Annotated in this window: 11 protein-coding genes; 9 read left to right on the forward strand and 2 right to left on the reverse strand. The window is 37.1% G+C overall.

Annotation, left to right across the window (positions count from 1 at the left end; genetic code table 11):
* Nucleotides 1-142: 142 nt before the first annotated feature.
* From EGI24_RS02210 to EGI24_RS02235, 6 genes are all read left to right on the forward strand, one after another.
* On the forward strand, nt 143-520 hold the full coding sequence (locus tag EGI24_RS02210) for a LytTR family DNA-binding domain-containing protein (RefSeq protein WP_255046610.1): 378 nt from the start codon (nt 143-145) through the stop codon (nt 518-520).
* Nucleotides 517-3453 (forward strand): 3-coathanger stack domain-containing protein, encoded by a 2937-nt coding sequence (locus EGI24_RS02215; protein ID WP_255046611.1) that lies wholly within the window; start codon nt 517-519, stop codon nt 3451-3453. The genes EGI24_RS02210 and EGI24_RS02215 overlap by 4 nt, the downstream gene beginning before the upstream one ends.
* A 145-nt stretch (nt 3454-3598) precedes the next feature.
* Nucleotides 3599-4462: an FkbM family methyltransferase gene (locus tag EGI24_RS02220; RefSeq protein ID WP_255046612.1), complete on the forward strand. Its 864-nt coding sequence runs from the start codon at nt 3599-3601 to the stop codon at nt 4460-4462.
* A gap of 60 nt (nt 4463-4522) precedes the next feature.
* Nucleotides 4523-5497 (forward strand): glycosyltransferase family 2 protein, encoded by a 975-nt coding sequence (locus EGI24_RS02225; RefSeq protein WP_255046614.1) that lies wholly within the window; start codon nt 4523-4525, stop codon nt 5495-5497.
* Between the two features lie 68 nt (nt 5498-5565).
* Nucleotides 5566-5958, forward strand: coding sequence for an SRPBCC domain-containing protein (locus EGI24_RS02230; protein ID WP_255046616.1), 393 nt, complete (start codon nt 5566-5568; stop codon nt 5956-5958).
* Nucleotides 5959-6049: 91 nt separating this feature from the next.
* On the forward strand, nt 6050-7540 hold the full coding sequence (locus tag EGI24_RS02235; RefSeq protein ID WP_255046618.1) for a M28 family peptidase: 1491 nt from the start codon (nt 6050-6052) through the stop codon (nt 7538-7540).
* A gap of 37 nt (nt 7541-7577) precedes the next feature.
* On the opposite strand, the gene EGI24_RS02240 is transcribed toward EGI24_RS02235, so the two are convergent.
* Complete coding sequence (locus EGI24_RS02240) at nt 7578-9089, reverse strand: gluconokinase (RefSeq protein WP_255046619.1); 1512 nt, start codon at nt 9087-9089, stop codon at nt 7578-7580.
* Nucleotides 9090-9100: 11 nt separating this feature from the next.
* A complete protein-coding gene (locus EGI24_RS02245; protein WP_255046621.1) occupies nt 9101-9976 on the reverse strand; it encodes an AraC family transcriptional regulator in 876 nt (291 codons plus the stop codon).
* A gap of 198 nt (nt 9977-10174) precedes the next feature.
* Between EGI24_RS02245 and EGI24_RS02250 the strand changes: the two genes are divergently transcribed.
* The 3 genes from EGI24_RS02250 (at nt 10175) to EGI24_RS02260 (ending at nt 15972) form a co-directional block, all read left to right on the forward strand.
* Nucleotides 10175-13339, forward strand: coding sequence for a SusC/RagA family TonB-linked outer membrane protein (locus EGI24_RS02250; RefSeq protein ID WP_255046623.1), 3165 nt, complete (start codon nt 10175-10177; stop codon nt 13337-13339).
* A gap of 39 nt (nt 13340-13378) precedes the next feature.
* Nucleotides 13379-14908: a SusD/RagB family nutrient-binding outer membrane lipoprotein gene (locus EGI24_RS02255; RefSeq protein ID WP_255046624.1), complete on the forward strand. Its 1530-nt coding sequence runs from the start codon at nt 13379-13381 to the stop codon at nt 14906-14908.
* A 134-nt stretch (nt 14909-15042) separates the two neighbouring features.
* Nucleotides 15043-15972: an RraA family protein gene (locus tag EGI24_RS02260; protein WP_255046625.1), complete on the forward strand. Its 930-nt coding sequence runs from the start codon at nt 15043-15045 to the stop codon at nt 15970-15972.
* Nucleotides 15973-16001 lie beyond the last annotated feature (29 nt).

The raw sequence follows: 16001 nt of genomic DNA on the forward strand, positions 1-16001 counted from the left end.
AAATAATATAATTGAAAATTTCCTTAAGATTTAATTAAGGTAATAAACTTAGACTGGCTTCTAAATTTGGGTAAAACCAAGATTATCGCCTAGATGTGGCAAAGCCTAAGAATAAATTGATAAGAATTAAGATAATAAAGCCATGGACAATTTCTTAAACATACAAAAGCCAAATATCGAAAACGGACTCATAAGTGTAAGATTGAATGGAAGAATTAATTTCATCAAAACCAGTGACTTAATACTATTAACCAGTGATTTGAATTATACTGAAATGCATTTGGTTGGGGGCAAAAAAATTGTCTCCTCTCGTACCCTGTTACTTTTTGAAGGGGCCTTAAAACCCGATCAAAATTTCATTAGAGCCAACCGAAGCCAACTCATCAATGTCAATCATATCCAAAATCTGATTTTCTCTCAAAAATCTAAAAGAATTTTGCTTAGTAACGGCGAAATCATTGCTGTCTCAAGAAGGAAATTCCCTATGGTTGAAAATCATTTAAAATCTACAAGGCTATGAAAAATTTTTTACTTTTTTGTTTGCTTTTTGTAATACAACAAGCCACGGCCCAAAAATTGGCTGTGCCATATTATGCGACCTCAGAAGTTAAATTTTACGATATAAGCAATGCCCCGGCTGATTTGTTAGGAACCTTAAACACCACAGTTTCTGGTATTAGTTATAAACCCAACTGTATTGCGTTTTATAACAATGAAATGTTAGTAGGCTATGACGAACCCTCTGCAGATGGCTTTTTACACTACAAAGGGGTGGTGGTATCTGCAGGAATAGTAACTTACACTTCTGTTGAAAAAGTCCTAACAGGTCGAGTGACTACAGAAATAGCGGTAAATCCAGCTAATGGAACATTATATGTTGCTTGTGGTTTTGGAAGTTCTAAACGTAGAGTCCTTAAAATGGCACGCGATGTAACTGGATCCTATGGCAGCTCTACTGGAATATTTCAAAATACACCTGTAGTAAAAAACAGTCAAACCTATTCTGGAATGGGTGGAATAACCCGTAATGCCTCTGGTGATATATTTGTGACGGATCTTTCTGACAATCGAATATTGAAATGGTCTGGTGACAATACTTTGGCTCAGCCAACGCAGTTTTTGTGTAGCACAGATGCCAATTCAATACTGTGCAACGATGTCTTTAGTAATACCGATAATCAATCTGCAAAGTTGTTTTCATTGCCAGAAGGCTTGGCACTAGATACCAATGGCAATCTGTGGTTTGCCAATAACAACGATGGGTATTCGCCCTCAATTGACGTAAATGATGGTTCCTTGGTAAAGCTAAGAAGTAATTTGATATCCCAAAATTTGGCTGGGTTTCAAATAACAATCGCAAATGTAGATGCCACCATTTATTCGAAAGCTGGGGCAAAATTTGGCGGCTTGTGCCGTATAGGAAACTTTATATATGCAAGCGATCAGGGCAATGGCAAAGTTTGGAAATTTGATCCAGGTGATGGAAGCTTTACTGATATTGGCATTTCTGCTACCTATCCCGGAAATGGCCAATGTGCCGAACCCTCAGCTTCAATTTTTCCTTCGTTTACGATTGTAAGTTGTGCCTATCCAAACTTTGGAGGCACTGTGGTTAGGCTTGGCAATCAAACAAGTGTAAGTATAAGAGCAAGCATTGATGTTGACGCTCCTGGAGATATTACAATTAATGTAAGCGGGACCAATTTCTCGGGTACCGCCACCCAAAATTTTGAAAATGTTGGTTTACAAACTATATTTATCAATGTTAATTATGATGGTTTAGGTACTGCAGGCACCAAAACATTAAATATAAGTTCCCCAAGTCCAAATGTAGGTACTTGTAGTTTGACCATTCCAGTATATGATTCTTTTTTTACTTTTGGAGATTGTGAATCAAGCTTAATAGAAGGAACATTTACCCAAAATGTGGCCGCCACACATAACATTACCTTGCCAATAACCGTGACAAAAGCTGGAGCCACCACTTTTAATGTCATTTCTCAAGAATTTTCTGGAAGTCTAACAACTAGTTTGACTTTAGGTCAAACAAGCGTAATTATTCCAATAACTTATACCCCAACAAATTCAGGAAATACATCTGAAACTTTAACATTTGCGAGTAATGAAGCTTCTGGGGCATACCCTACTTTACCAGGATTTTGTTATAGCAGCATACAGTTATTGGTGCCAAATTTACCATGTCCCGAACTTTTAACTTTACCTTTAGATGATGCTTCCGCAACGCTGATAAATTCAGGGAATAAAACTTATTTAGCACAAAAAATTGTAGCGAATAACTCGGAAATTACAGGAAGTGCCAAAGTAGTTTTTTCTGCAGAAAAATCAATAACCTTAATGCCCGGATTTAATGCAGGCAATCAAGCTGTTTTTACAGCTCATATTGCGAATTGTCCCAACAACAATCCTCCAGCAGCCAACATGTATATTCATGGAAGAGATTTGTTTGATTCCAATCACCAAAAGTTTGTTCCAATCGGCATCAATTACCCAACAGATTATTGGCAATTTTCAGGAAATAATGAATACATAGATGAGTTTGATAAAACCGGGGCCAATACAGCCAGAATTGTTTGGTTTCAAAATGCAGTGCCAGGTACTTCCCACACCGATGCTGATCTCAACACCTTGATTACCAAATTTTCGGCCAAGAAAATCGTTTCAGTTGTAACGCTCTGGAATGGCTATATCAATGACCCCAATCAACTCAATACACCAAATGGTTATGCCGCTTGGTGGACCAATCCAGCTAGGGTAAGTATGTTAAATGCCCACAAGAAATACTTGATTATCAATATTATAAATGAGCTTGGCTTCGGAAGGGGATTTGCATATGATTCCAACATACCTTCAGATGTTACTGCTTTTACAAATTGGAAAAATCAATACAAAACGGCTATCACAAGTATAAGGAATGCAGGTCTCAAGGTGCCATTGATGATCGATGCACCCATTGGTGGCACAAGTTTGAAAGTTATTAATCTTGCAGCCGCTGAGCTTCTAGCCCATGATCCAGAACATAACATAATATTCAGTGTACATGCTTACTGGGCTGAAGATGACCAAACTTCTGAGATTAATGCGGCAGTAAACAACAATGTACCACTTATTTTTGGTGAAGTGGCCAATAAACAGTTGGGAGCGGATGATTGGAACACCGTGCCTGCTACAGGATACTCAGAGTGCTATTATGGTATTGATGGAACGTCTATTGAGCATTCTGCACCCTCAGGTTTCAATTATAAAAGTCTTTTGCCTACTCTTAAGTCAAATGCTATTGGATGGTTAGGTTGGGAATGGCTCAATGATGGTTGTCCAGCTAGGAATTTTACCACAAATGGAAATTTTAGCACACTCACCACGTTTGGTTCTGATATGGTCAATAATGCTTCCTATGGAATGAAAAATATAGCAATAAAAAGCAATGCATTTTAAGCATGTTTAGAGGACTATTTTTGATTTTAACCTTTGAAAATGACTAAAAAGATGATTTTGCCAAAATTAAGAAATCTAAATTTTAGAATTGCAAAGTTTTAAGGTAAATTAGCCTGATATTAAGTGCATTTTTTAGGTAGCTCAAATGAAAATTCCATTTTACAAAAAGCTCATTCCAAGGTCAATCAGATTAAATATATTGAAAGGTCAGATAGTTGAAAACCTCGAAAACAGGGATTTGAACGCTGAAGAGCAAGAGGTTTTAACTTTTTTAAAATCCCATTCACTACATATTTTTCCGTATAATTTTCCGGAAAAATATAAGCCGAAGGATATTTTAATAGAAAAAGATTCTGAAAAAGGCCTTCTTTATACACTTTGGGAAGGTAAGAAATTATATTTCAAAAACGGTCATCAGAGGAAAAAAGCACAAGTTTATTTCAATAGTTTATTATTGGAGCAAGATCCACTTTCTCCCCATCGCTATCTGACCGAAAATTTTGACGTGCATGCAGGCGATGTAATAGTAGATGTTGGTGCTGCTGAAGGTAATTTTTCCTTGAGTGTAATTGAAAAAGTCAAGAAGGTTTATATTTTTGAAGTCGAAAAAGACTGGATAAAAGCTCTTGAAGCTACTTTTGAGCCATGGAAAGAGAAAGTAGAAATTGTTCAGAAATATGTATCTGATGAAGATACAATAGATTCTATAAAATTGGATACTTTTTTTAATAATGGACAAACGGTAAATTTCATTAAAGCAGATGTGGAAGGAGCAGAAGCTCAAGTAGTAAATGGTGCCGCGGGATTAATTAAATCTCAATCAAATCTGAAAATTGCAGTTTGTACCTACCATCGTCAATCAGATGCCGAAGAATTGGATAAGTTATTGAAAAATAAGGGCTTCGTTAATCACTTTTCTGACAAATACATGATTTTTCACTATGGTAAATCAAATGTCGTTAAACCCCCATATTTGAGAAAAGCTGTTTTAAGAGGAATAAAAGCTTAAATATAAATAGCCATCATTTATGTATTTTCATTCTTATTGCTTACCATATATTTGCCATAAATGAATATTCTCTCAATCATTATAGTCAATTATAAAAGTTGGGGCATTCTTAAAAGGAATCTTGATTTATTGGCGTCATATACGTTTGAAAAACTGTCTTTGGAAGTGATTGTGGTTGATAACTTTTCGAATGATGGCAATTTAGTACCATTCCAATCAGATTTTCCCCAGTTTAATATAATCGAGAATACCGGAAACTGGGGTTTCGCCCATGGCTGCAATTTGGGAGCAAAACACGCCAATGGAGAGATTTTGTTATTCCTAAATCCAGATACTTTGGCTCCAAAAGAATCCTTGGAAAAGATGTTTTTTGCGTACAAGGAAAATCCACAAATCGGAATATTGAGTTGCAAACAATCCGAAAAACCATCTTCCTATCAAAAAATATCGCCAAGTATTTTTACACTTTTTGGGCTTCAAAGAAGTCTCTATAAGCTAATGTTTCCTCAAAAATTTAAAGAAACAAATTGCCAAACCTGCCAGTGTGAAGCCGTTTCACCCGACTGGATTTCAGGATCGGTCATTATGATTTCAAGAGCCTGGTATAATAGGGTAGGAGGCTGGAATACAGACTATTGGATGTATTCTGAAGATGTAGAACTTTCAAAAAAGGTCAAGGATTCGGGAGGATTACTTCTACTTTTATGTAACGTAAATATTGTTCATGAACATGGAGGTGCGAGCAGAATTAATGTGGAAACATCGGCCTTAACTAAGACCGAAGTAATTATTTCGCAGCATGTTTATATTCAAAATAATTTCTCCCAAATTCAGAAAATTCCTAGCCAAATGCTTTTGATAATCAATACCTTGGTGTTCAAAAGCGTTTTAGGAATCATAGGTGTTTTTTTGTTTTTCTTACCCAAAGCCAGGGTTCAGTTTTTTATTCTTAAAAATTGTTTAAAGTATTATTTTTCAGCAATTATACACAGGACTTGGATAAGTCCAAAATCAGAAAAGTTTAACCAAAAATAAAAACAGTTTAAACGCTTTTATTTGAAATGGTGTGTAATTAAATTTATAATTAATTAAATACTATGGTGATGAATTTCTCGGTTTCTGAAACTTTCCCTGCCTCGAGTCAAGATATTTATAAGGCTTGGCTTGATGGAGCGTCACATTCACTCATGACTGGTTCAAATGCCACAGCAGGTAACAATGTTGGTGATAGTTTTACCTCGTTTGATGAATATGCCTGGGGAAAAAATCTTGAGCTTGTGCCCAATGAAAAAATTGTTCAGTCTTGGCGGACAACCGAATTCTCTGATAAAGAGGAAGATTCAATTATTGAGGTTTTGTTTGAAGAAAATGGTGAATTTACCAAAGTAATAATTAACCACAGTAAATTGCCACCACACGGAAATACTTACAAGCAAGGCTGGATAGACTATTATTTTGAGCCAATGCAAGATTATTTTAAATTGAAAAAACCTTAAAACTAATTTTTGATAATGTTGATAGCAAAAAATCGACAAAGACGCTTATTACAAAAATATCATTCTTACATTTGGTAAAAAACTTCTTTAAATGACAAAAAATCTTATAAAATCGATTTTCTTAATCTGTTTCAGTACTTTTTCTTTTGCCCAAAAAAACTCGAAACTAACCGAATTCAAACTTTCACAAGCTGAGGCAGAGGCTCATATTAGATTTTTGGCTTCCGACGAAATGCTGGGTAGAAGGACAGGTGAAATCACGAACAACGTGGCGGCAAGATATATTTCAGAGCAGTTTAGATTAGCTGGCATAAAACCCGCAGGGGGAAAGTCTGATTTTCTACAAAAAGTGCCTTTGGAGTTTTCAAAAGGGAGTAAAACAGGAGAAGTTTTTGCAGGAAAAGATACTTTGAAATCAGGCAAGGATTTTATAATGCTGAGCGGAAAAGCCGCCAAGTTGCAGAATATACCGGTCGTTTTTGTGGGATACGGATGGATAGACGATAAGCAAAATGATTACAAAGACATAGACGTAAAAGGTAAGATAGTGGTTTGTCAGTTCGGGATACCAAATAATGACAAGCCTTTTGAAAACATGACGGGTTCCACCAAGAAAGCCAAGTTTGCAGCTGATAATGGTGCTTTGGCTTTGGTTCAAGTGTACAATCTAAATTTCCCTTTTGCATCGATTGTTAGAAATTTTGGAGGTGAAAGACTCATGATGGCCTCAGGCATAAATTCTGATATACCTCACATATGGGTAAACAGCACTTTCATTAAGCAGTTTTCCAAGGAAAATCTAACTTCGATTGGCCTAAACGTAGGTGAAGTGGTAAAGAAATCTGTTCCAGCTTATAATGTGGTTGGTATAATTGAAGGTACAGATCCAAAACTCAAAAATGAATTTGTGGTTTTATCGGCACATTTCGACCACATAGGTGCGGGTAAAAGTTATGGAAAAGTGACTGAATCAGATACCATTTTTAACGGTACTCGCGACAACGCCATGGGTTCAACGGCTCTTTTGATGGCTGCAAAGTCATTTTCTGCCCAAAAACCTAAACGGTCAATTCTATTAATAGGCTACACAGGAGAGGAAATGGGTATGTTGGGCTCAAAATATTATGCCGAAAATCCACTTGTTCCTCTGAAACAATGTGTTTTTAACCTTAATAGCGATGGTGCTGGGTATAATGATTCCACAAAAGTGACCATCAATGGACTTGACAGAACCGATGCCGAAGGAGATATCAAAACAGCCGCAAAAGCTTTTGGGATAGAAGCCATTAATGACCCAGCTCCTGAGCAAAATTTATTTGATCGATCTGATAATGTGAGTTTAGCTGCCAAAGGAATTCCGGCACCAAACATGGCTCCGGGTTTTACTTCTTTTGATGCTGAAATTGGGAAATACTACCACCAAGCAGCTGATAATCCTGAAAATATAAGTATGAGTTATTTGACTAAGTTCTGCAAAGTATATATTCATTCGGCTCGATTGATTGCCAACAGAGCCGCTGCTCCAAAATGGAAAGCGGGTGATAAATATGAAAAAATAGGGCAAGAATTGTATGGGAAGTAAAAATAAATTTGGGCTTATTTTGATAAAAATAATGCCCTTATTGCAATTTCTCAATCATCTCAAATTCTTCAGATAATTTGTGGGTTAGTCTTTGAAAAATTTCAAATAGCTTTTGGTAAGTTTCATTATTTTCGGATACTGGCTCAAAGATATTTTTCATTGCTATACTTTTTGCAGCTTCTTCTAGATTCTTAAACACTCCGGCATCAATCATACCCAATAATGCCGCACCTTTGTTTACGTTTTCGGCTTCATTTGACACTACTACTTTTTTGCCAAATACATCAGAGATAATACCAGCACAGATCGGTAGTGAAGCATACTTTCCAGTTAAATACAACTTATCTATTTTCCTGTATTTTTCTAAGATTTTGCCAATGCTGTATATTTCAAAAATGATGCCTTCTATCGTTGCTCGAAGAAAATGCTTGGGTTGATGTTTGATATTTATGCCAAAATAACAGCCGCGTGCATTAGAATTCCAGATGGGGGCTCTTTCTCCCAACAGATAGGGTAAAAACAAAAGTCCATTAGATCCTGATTTTACCAACGTGGCCTCTTTGAACAAATCTTCCACGGCATCTTCAAAATCTAAAACAATCGGATGATTTCTAAAATTACTTGCAAACCACTCCAAAACTACGCCTGCATTGTTCGTTGGGCCACCAGAAATGTACGTTTCTTGATCGAGGATATAATTAAAAAATCTATGTTCTTTGTCCTTGATAACTTTTTTGCCTGCTACCCTTACTGCTCCGCTATGGCTAATCGAAATAGTCGCTTGACCTTCACCAAAAACGCCAGAACCTAAAGTCGCCAAGCACCCATCGGTACTTCCAAGAATGATTCTTGTATTTTTAGGTATCTCTAATGACCTTGCCAGTCCAGGTTTTAGTTTGAGATCAGTATTGAAAATAGAAGCATAGTCTGAGAATTGACTGGTTTTTAATCCTGAAATATCCATGGATTGTTGTTCCCATTTTTTTTCTTTGATATTAAAAAGGCCAGTGGCAGAGGCCATGCTGTAGTCTATAACGTGTTGATTAGTAAATTGATAGATAACATATTCTTTAATAGATATAAACTTGCTCGTTTTCTTAAATCGCTCTGGTTGGGTGTTTTTTATCCAGGCTATTTTGGCCAATGGTGACATGGCATGAATGGGTGTTCCAGTATTTTCATAAATACTGTCGGCGTTTATTAATTTCTTTATCATATCGGCCTCATTTTTAGCTCTATTGTCTGCCCAAATTATGGCGTTTCCCAAAGGATTTCCCTTGCTATCAACCGGCAAGACACTGTGCATTGAAGCACTGAAAACTATAGATACAATTTTGTGGTTAAGAGGTAAGATTTGCTCTCGAATTAAGTCTTTGAGTACAAAAAGCACTGTAATAAACACTTGTTCGGGATCTTGCTCGCTGTGGTCGGGCTGCGGATAAAGTATCGAAAACGACCCTTTTCTGAACGCAACGAGTTTTCCTGCCAAGTCATAAGCTGCTATTTTTACAGCTGAAGTATTTATGTCTATGGTTATGATGCAGTCCATTTCTTTCTTAATTAATTATTTTTTCTAAAATGTCCAGGTGTATATCCAGTAAGTTTTTTAAAAGTAGTGGAAAAGTGTTGAGAGGAATAAAAACCCGTATCTAAAGCAATGTCTGTAAGACTTCTATCTGAGTTTTTTAACAATCTAATGGCCTCTGAAATTCTTAAATTGATGAGGTAGTTGAGCGGCGGAAAACCCGAAAATGTTTTTACTTTTTCGGTAAAAGTGGTTGTGCCCAGTCCTATAATAGCAGCCATTTCCTCCACTGTCCAAGGATGAGCTAAGTTTTCTCTGAGCATTTGATCGAGTCTATGAAACGTCTGAGGGAATATTCTCCCTTGGTTTTCATTTTTACTCATCTGACGTGCCACCCAAATCCAAATGTCATCTAATAGGTTATTTATTCTAGTTTTGTAGGCTATTTCATTTGCAAACATCTCGCTTTCAATCTTTAGAACTAACTCGCCAAAATGTTTAAAATTTGGGATAATTGACAGGTCTTTTTGGAATAAAATTTGGCTTATTAAGCGTTGTTCAGAGTCGGTAATATTGCTCCAATCACCTAATTTTAACTCGGAGTTGTCTAGGAATTCTATGTCTAAACTTAATGAAACAAAAGTGCCAACTTCAAAAGATCCAGTCAAACTACCAAAGGATTGTCCAGGAAAAACAATTACCAAGTCGTTAGGAAAAACTGTAAATGTTTGGTTTTCAATGGTCCAATAATACTTGCCCTCTATCACAAACATAAACCTCATGCCGACGTTTTCTTTCATCAAAAAAGAATCAGCCTTCACCGACTGAATTTTCATTTTCGAAAACTCCATTATATGCGGCCAAGGAGAAATCTCTTGCGATTTGCCTTTTATAAGAGAAAATTGGTTCATGTAAGGTACTTCAAAATTTTTAGCCAATCCATAAGCTAATGTGTAAAAATAGTGCAAAAAAAACCATTTATTATTATAATAATCACCGTTGAAGAGATTTGGAAGTTTATGAGGAAAGTTTGAAAGACATTTGCTATTAGTAAAAAAATAAAGACTTTTTTAACCTATCCTTTATTCAAATCAAATAACCTTTTTTTTATGAAAAAAACATTACATTTTATTATGTTTTTGATGGTCGGGATATTACTATCCTCACTGTCAATGGCTCAGAAAATTTCTGGAAAAGTTTCTGGATCCAAAGATGGTTCTATGCTTCCAGGGGTTTCTGTACAAGTGAAAGGCACCAATTCTGGAACTTCAACAAATGCCGATGGCGAGTATTCAGTGAATGCCGTATCGGGGTCGACATTGGTTTTTAGTTATATTGGCTTTACTACCAAAGAAGTCAAAGTGGGTAATCAAACTATAGTGGATGTTAGTATGGATGAGGATGTTTCAAACCTGGAAGAGGTGGTTGTGACAGCCTTAGGCATTAAAAAAGATGCTAAAAAACTAGGTTATGCTACTACTACAGTAAATGCTGCCGCGATAACAGAAAACCGTTCACCAAACTTCATGAATACCCTTCAAGGTAAAATAGCCGGGGTGAATATTTCAGGATTAGGAACTGGTCCTGCAGGTACTTCTAAAATTCGAATTCGTGGTCAATCTTCTATTTCAGGTCAAAATAACCCCCTCATTGTGGTAAATGGTGTGCCTATTGACAATACCAACTTCGGGACTAACCCTGGTAATGCAGCTGCAGATAATTCTATCGGCGTTCGAGGAGGCGGAAATACCTCTGATGGTGGTGATGGACTTTCGTCAATTAATCCCGATGACATTGAGAGCATGACTGTATTAAAAGGAGCAACTGCTGCGGCTTTATATGGTTCAAGAGCCAAAGACGGTGTAATTATGATAACCACCAAAAGCCGAGGAACGGGTAAAGGAATAGGAGTGACCTACAATATGAACTATACCAATGAAACTCCTTTGGATTTTACAGATTATCAATATGAATATGGCCAAGGTGAAAACGGCGTTCGACCACAATCTCCGAATCCCACGTCTGGTCAATGGTCTTTTGGAGAAAAATTTGCTCCAGGTATGACCCAAGTGTTGTTTGATGGAGTAACGGTCCCTTATGAGCCGCAATATGATAGAATCCGTAACTTCTTTAGAAATGGCCAGAACCTTACCAATACAGTAAGTTTATCGGCGGGAGGTGACAAAGGTGGCATGAACCTTTCATTCTCGAACATGGACAGTAAAGGAATCGTACCTAATAACAGTTTCAATAGAAAAACCATTAATTTGGGTTACAGTTATGATTTGTCTAAAAAATTGAGCTTTGCAGGAAATATCAATTATTCAAACGAATACAACAAAAACCCGCCAAATATTGCCAATCAAGACAACTCAATTCCTACATCAATTTACAACATGGCCAACTCAATGCCTTTTGACTTGTTGGATCAAAAGAAATACAATGCAGCGGGTAATGAGTACATATATTCAAGATTTCAGAACAGAACAAACCCTTATTGGGTATTAGCCGAGCAATTTCAAAATATCCGCAGAGATAGAGTATTTGGTAATATTTCTGCCAAGTATAACTTGTTACCTTGGTTGTTTTTGCAAGGTCGTGTAGGACAAGATTTCTGGTCTAGAGATCAAGACTTTAACAACTTTCCAACAGGACATGCTTCTTTGGCTGCAGCACCTGCAGGTTTTGTAAACGGTACATACACCCAGGAATCTCGCAGATTTAGAGAAACAAACGTCGATGTTTTATTATCAGGAAATCGCACTTTTGGAGATTTTGGATTGGACTTTAATGTTGGGGGCAACCAAATGTACCGTCGCTCAGATTTGAACTCAGTATTGGTGCAAGATTTCGTGGTTAGAGGTCTGTATACCGTAATGAACGGCAGAGTTAAAGATCCCATCTATGGTTTGTCAGAAAGAGCCGTGAATTCAGTTTATGGATCGAGTGAATTTTCTTATAAAAACTTCTTGTATTTAAATGTTACAGCTAGAAATGACTGGTTTTCAACACTTTCTAAGTCCAATAGAAGTATTTTATATCCTTCAGTTTCTGGAAGTTTTGTATTTTCTCAGGCTTTCGAAAACATGCCTAATTGGCTTAATTTTGGAAAACTAAGGGTGGCTTATGCAGAAGTGGGTAGCGACACAGACGTAGGTCCTTATGCCAATAACTTGTTTTATGGTATCAACGCCAACCTTTTTCCAAACCCAGCTGGACAAGCACAGCCTGTTGGTGGTTCACAGGGAACCACTGTTCCAAATGCCAACCTAAGACCAATGCGTACCACAGAGTCAGAGATAGGTTTGGAGTTGAAAACTTTGAACAACAGAGTTTCTTTGGATATGGCGGTTTATCGCAAAATAACGGATGACCAAATCGTTTCAGCCCAGATCTCTGATGCATCCGGCTTTATTACTACATTGATTAACAGTGGAAGTAGCAGAAACAACGGTGTGGAGGCTTTATTGACTTTAGTTCCAGTAAAAACCAAAGATTTCCAGTGGGAAGTTAATCTAAACGGTTCTTATAATATCACCAAAGTATTGAGTTTGGCCACGGACAAGGAGGGAGAGAGAATTACCGTAGGAACACACGTTTTCAATGGCGAGCTACGTCAGATAGTAGGTCAAGAAATGGGTCAAATCTACGGCTTTGGATTTAGAAGAGATGCTAAAGGCCAGATGGTATTAGGTGCCAACGGTATTCCATTGCGTACTACGGACCTTATTTCGTTTGGCTCAGCCTTGCCAAAATGGGTAGGAGGTATCAATAACAGTTTCAATTACAAAGGCTTTAGTATATCTGCTTTGATAGATTTCAAATTAGGAAATACGATGCTTTCTGGTACTAACTTCAATGCTGTTCGTCATGGATTGCACAAAATGACTCTGGAAGGTCGCTCTACCAATGGAATAACCGCAGTCGGTGTTAACATAAATGGCGAAACGAACACAGTTAAAGCCAACGTTCAAGATTATTGGTCAGTAGTAAGGTCTCAGGCTTTGATAGAGCCAGTAATTTTCAATGGTGGCTATTGGAAGTTGCGTCAGATAACAGCTGGATACGATATTTCTAAATTTATACCTAAAAATACACCGATTCAAGGTGCAAAAATCAGTTTCGTTGCCAACAATGTGTTGATGTTGAAAAAATGGGTGGACAATATCGATCCAGAATCATTCGGATATTCATCGGATAATTTGGTAGGTATGGAGTCAACAGGCTTGCCTACTACAAGAAGCTTAGGTTTCAATTTAAATGTGAAATTCTAAACTTAAACCGATTAATTAAACTTAAAAATTGAAATTATTATGAGAAATATATTTAAAAATAAGTGGGCATTAGTTTTCACCACATTGGCATTCAGCCTAGGCTCATGCGACAAAGGTTTTGATGAAATGAACATCAATAAAACTGCTGCAACTGCCATTAATCCTGTATTTATCCTAAACAATGCAACTGTCAATTCGTCGTTTCCGGCGGGAACAGTATTTTATGAGGTGGGCATTGTTCAGCAAATGGTATCACCAAACTCAGGGGTATTGACGGGAGCAAACTTTAATCAAGATAGTCGGGATAATACCGTTGTAAACTGGCAAAGATATTACAGAAACGTCGTTAGAAATACGCAGGATGTGCTCTTGATTACAAAAGATTTACCCGCAAGAAGCAACCTGTACAACATGGCCAGAATTCTTCAATCTTACGCTTTCATGATTCTTACGGATTCTTACGGTGATATTCCTTATGCTGAGGCAGGAAAAGGTTATTCAGACCAAATCGTATTGCCAAAGTATGAGTCTCAACAGGCTGTATATGCAGGAATTATCAAAGAATTAACAGAAGCCTCAGCTGCCTTGGATGCTGCCAAAACCGTAGAAACAGCAGATGTTTTATATGGTGGCGATGTGGCCAAATGGAAGAAATTCGGAAATTCCCTTCTATTAAGAGCAGGAATGAGGTTGAGTAAAATTGATCCTACTCAAGCCGCACAAGTAGTAGCAAAAGCTGTAAGTGGAGGATTAATGGCTTCTAATGCTGACAATGCTTTCGTAAAGCATGACCCTAATTATACAAATGGAATTGGAAATACTTTAAATGCTACTGAGGCTGCCAACGTATATATTGGTGCTCCATTTGCCAATTATCTTAAAAGTACCAAAGATCCTAGGTTAAAATCCATAGCAGTAAGATATGTGGGAGCAAAATCAGGACCAGAGATGGTTGCTTCAAGAGCCAATACGGACCCTTCTGTACAAATTGGTATGCCTTTTGGCTATGACAACAGCACAATTTCAGGCCCTGTAAAAGACCTAAGTTTGGCAAGTTTTTATGACTTTTCACAAGTAGATAGAACCAGAATGGTAAAAGTAACTGCTCCGATGTTTTTGGTAACCTACTCTCAAACGCAGCTTTTATTAGCCGAAGCTGTACAAAGAGGCTGGACAACAGGTTCTGTGGAAACATTATATAAAAATGGTATCAAAGCCCACATGGAGCAATTGGCAGCTTACGACGCCAATTCCGCGGTAGCTCCAGCTGATATCGATGCATATTTTGTTGCAAATACTTTTGATGCTGCCAAGGCTTTGGAACAAATCAATACGCAATACTGGGTTTCTTCTTTCTTAAATGGTCCAGAAGCGTTTGCTAATTTCAGAAGAAGCGGTTTTCCAAAATTAACGCCTAACCCTTTTCCTGGAAAAGTCATCAAAGGAAACTTTATTAACAGGCTTACCTATCCAAATTCTGAAATATCGGTAAATAGTGTTAATGTAAAAGAAGCCATTACAAGACAAGGGCCGGATGATTTGGATACCAAAGTTTGGTGGGATAAATAATATTTTTTGAGAAAATACAGAATCTCTTTTGACCAATTGAAAGAGATTCTGTTTATATTTATATGTGTTTGCTCAGAGTTATTTTTATACCAAAATTACTCAATTCTTTATTCAACCCTTTATAAAAAAAAATCATGAAAATCTCACTCAAAATAGCTTTTTTCGGCTTATTCTTTTGGTCGAGCCAAGCTTTTGCTCAAAATATCCAATGGACCAAAGATCAAATGCTCATTTTTACTTCTCAGTGGAAAGGTGATAGATTTCCCGACGGTCGCCCAAAAGTTTCGGATGATTTGGTTAAACGTCTCGCCAATATTTCGATAGAGGAAGCTTGGGGAACCATGAAAAACGAAGGCTATAATAATCAGTTTGAAGGAGGCTGGCAGATTATTCATCCAGACAAAGTCCTAGCAGGAAGGGTATTGACCACACAATATATGCCTTCTAGACCGGACTTAGATAACCCTATCAAAGAAAAAGGCAAATCTGAAGGTAGATTAGGGTCACCAAACTCATGGCCGATAGATCTTTTGCAAACAGGAGATGTTTACGTGGCTGATGGATATGGGAAAATAATAGATGGAACTCTTATTGGCGATAATCTCGGAAATTCCATCTACGCCAAATCTAAAACAGGTGTTGTATTTGATGGTGCCATCAGAGACTTGGAGGGATTAGAAAATATTGACGGTTTTGTGGGATTCATCAGAGGTGCTGATCCTTCATACATCAAAGAAATGATCATGACCTGTATAAATTGTCCGATTAGAATTGGTCGTGTTTCTGTATTTCCTGGTGATTTAGTTTTGGGCAAAAGAGAAGGTGTTATTTTTATTCCAGCACATTTAGCCGAAAAAGTAATTATCAATTCAGAGTTTATTGCTCTTAGAGATAAGTTTGGAATACAAAGACTTAAAGAGGGCAAATATACTCCTGGTCAAATAGACCAAGCTTGGTCTAAAGAAATAAAAGATGATTTCTTGAAATGGATCAATGACAATCCGAAATTTTTGCCCATGTCAAGAGCAGAACTGGATAAGTTCATGAAAGACAGAAATTGGTAATTAAATCTTTATCCAATTCCGTTGCGAAT

The sequence above is a fragment of the Lacihabitans sp. CS3-21 genome (assembly GCF_024343675.1).
GTDB lineage: Bacteria > Bacteroidota > Bacteroidia > Cytophagales > Spirosomataceae > Leadbetterella.

Coding starts and splice junctions, on each gene's coding strand:
- EGI24_RS02230 (WP_255046616.1), top strand. CDS start 5,566: ATGAATTTCTCGGTTTCTGAAACTTTCCCTGCCTCGAGTCAAGATATT.
- EGI24_RS02255 (WP_255046624.1), top strand. CDS start 13,379: ATGAGAAATATATTTAAAAATAAGTGGGCATTAGTTTTCACCACATTG.
- EGI24_RS02250 (WP_255046623.1), top strand. CDS start 10,175: ATGAAAAAAACATTACATTTTATTATGTTTTTGATGGTCGGGATATTA.
- EGI24_RS02225 (WP_255046614.1), top strand. CDS start 4,523: ATGAATATTCTCTCAATCATTATAGTCAATTATAAAAGTTGGGGCATT.
- EGI24_RS02220 (WP_255046612.1), top strand. CDS start 3,599: ATGAAAATTCCATTTTACAAAAAGCTCATTCCAAGGTCAATCAGATTA.
- EGI24_RS02245 (WP_255046621.1), bottom strand. CDS start 9,976: ATGAACCAATTTTCTCTTATAAAAGGCAAATCGCAAGAGATTTCTCCT.
- EGI24_RS02235 (WP_255046618.1), top strand. CDS start 6,050: ATGACAAAAAATCTTATAAAATCGATTTTCTTAATCTGTTTCAGTACT.
- EGI24_RS02210 (WP_255046610.1), top strand. CDS start 143: ATGGACAATTTCTTAAACATACAAAAGCCAAATATCGAAAACGGACTC.
- EGI24_RS02260 (WP_255046625.1), top strand. CDS start 15,043: ATGAAAATCTCACTCAAAATAGCTTTTTTCGGCTTATTCTTTTGGTCG.
- EGI24_RS02215 (WP_255046611.1), top strand. CDS start 517: ATGAAAAATTTTTTACTTTTTTGTTTGCTTTTTGTAATACAACAAGCC.
- EGI24_RS02240 (WP_255046619.1), bottom strand. CDS start 9,089: ATGGACTGCATCATAACCATAGACATAAATACTTCAGCTGTAAAAATA.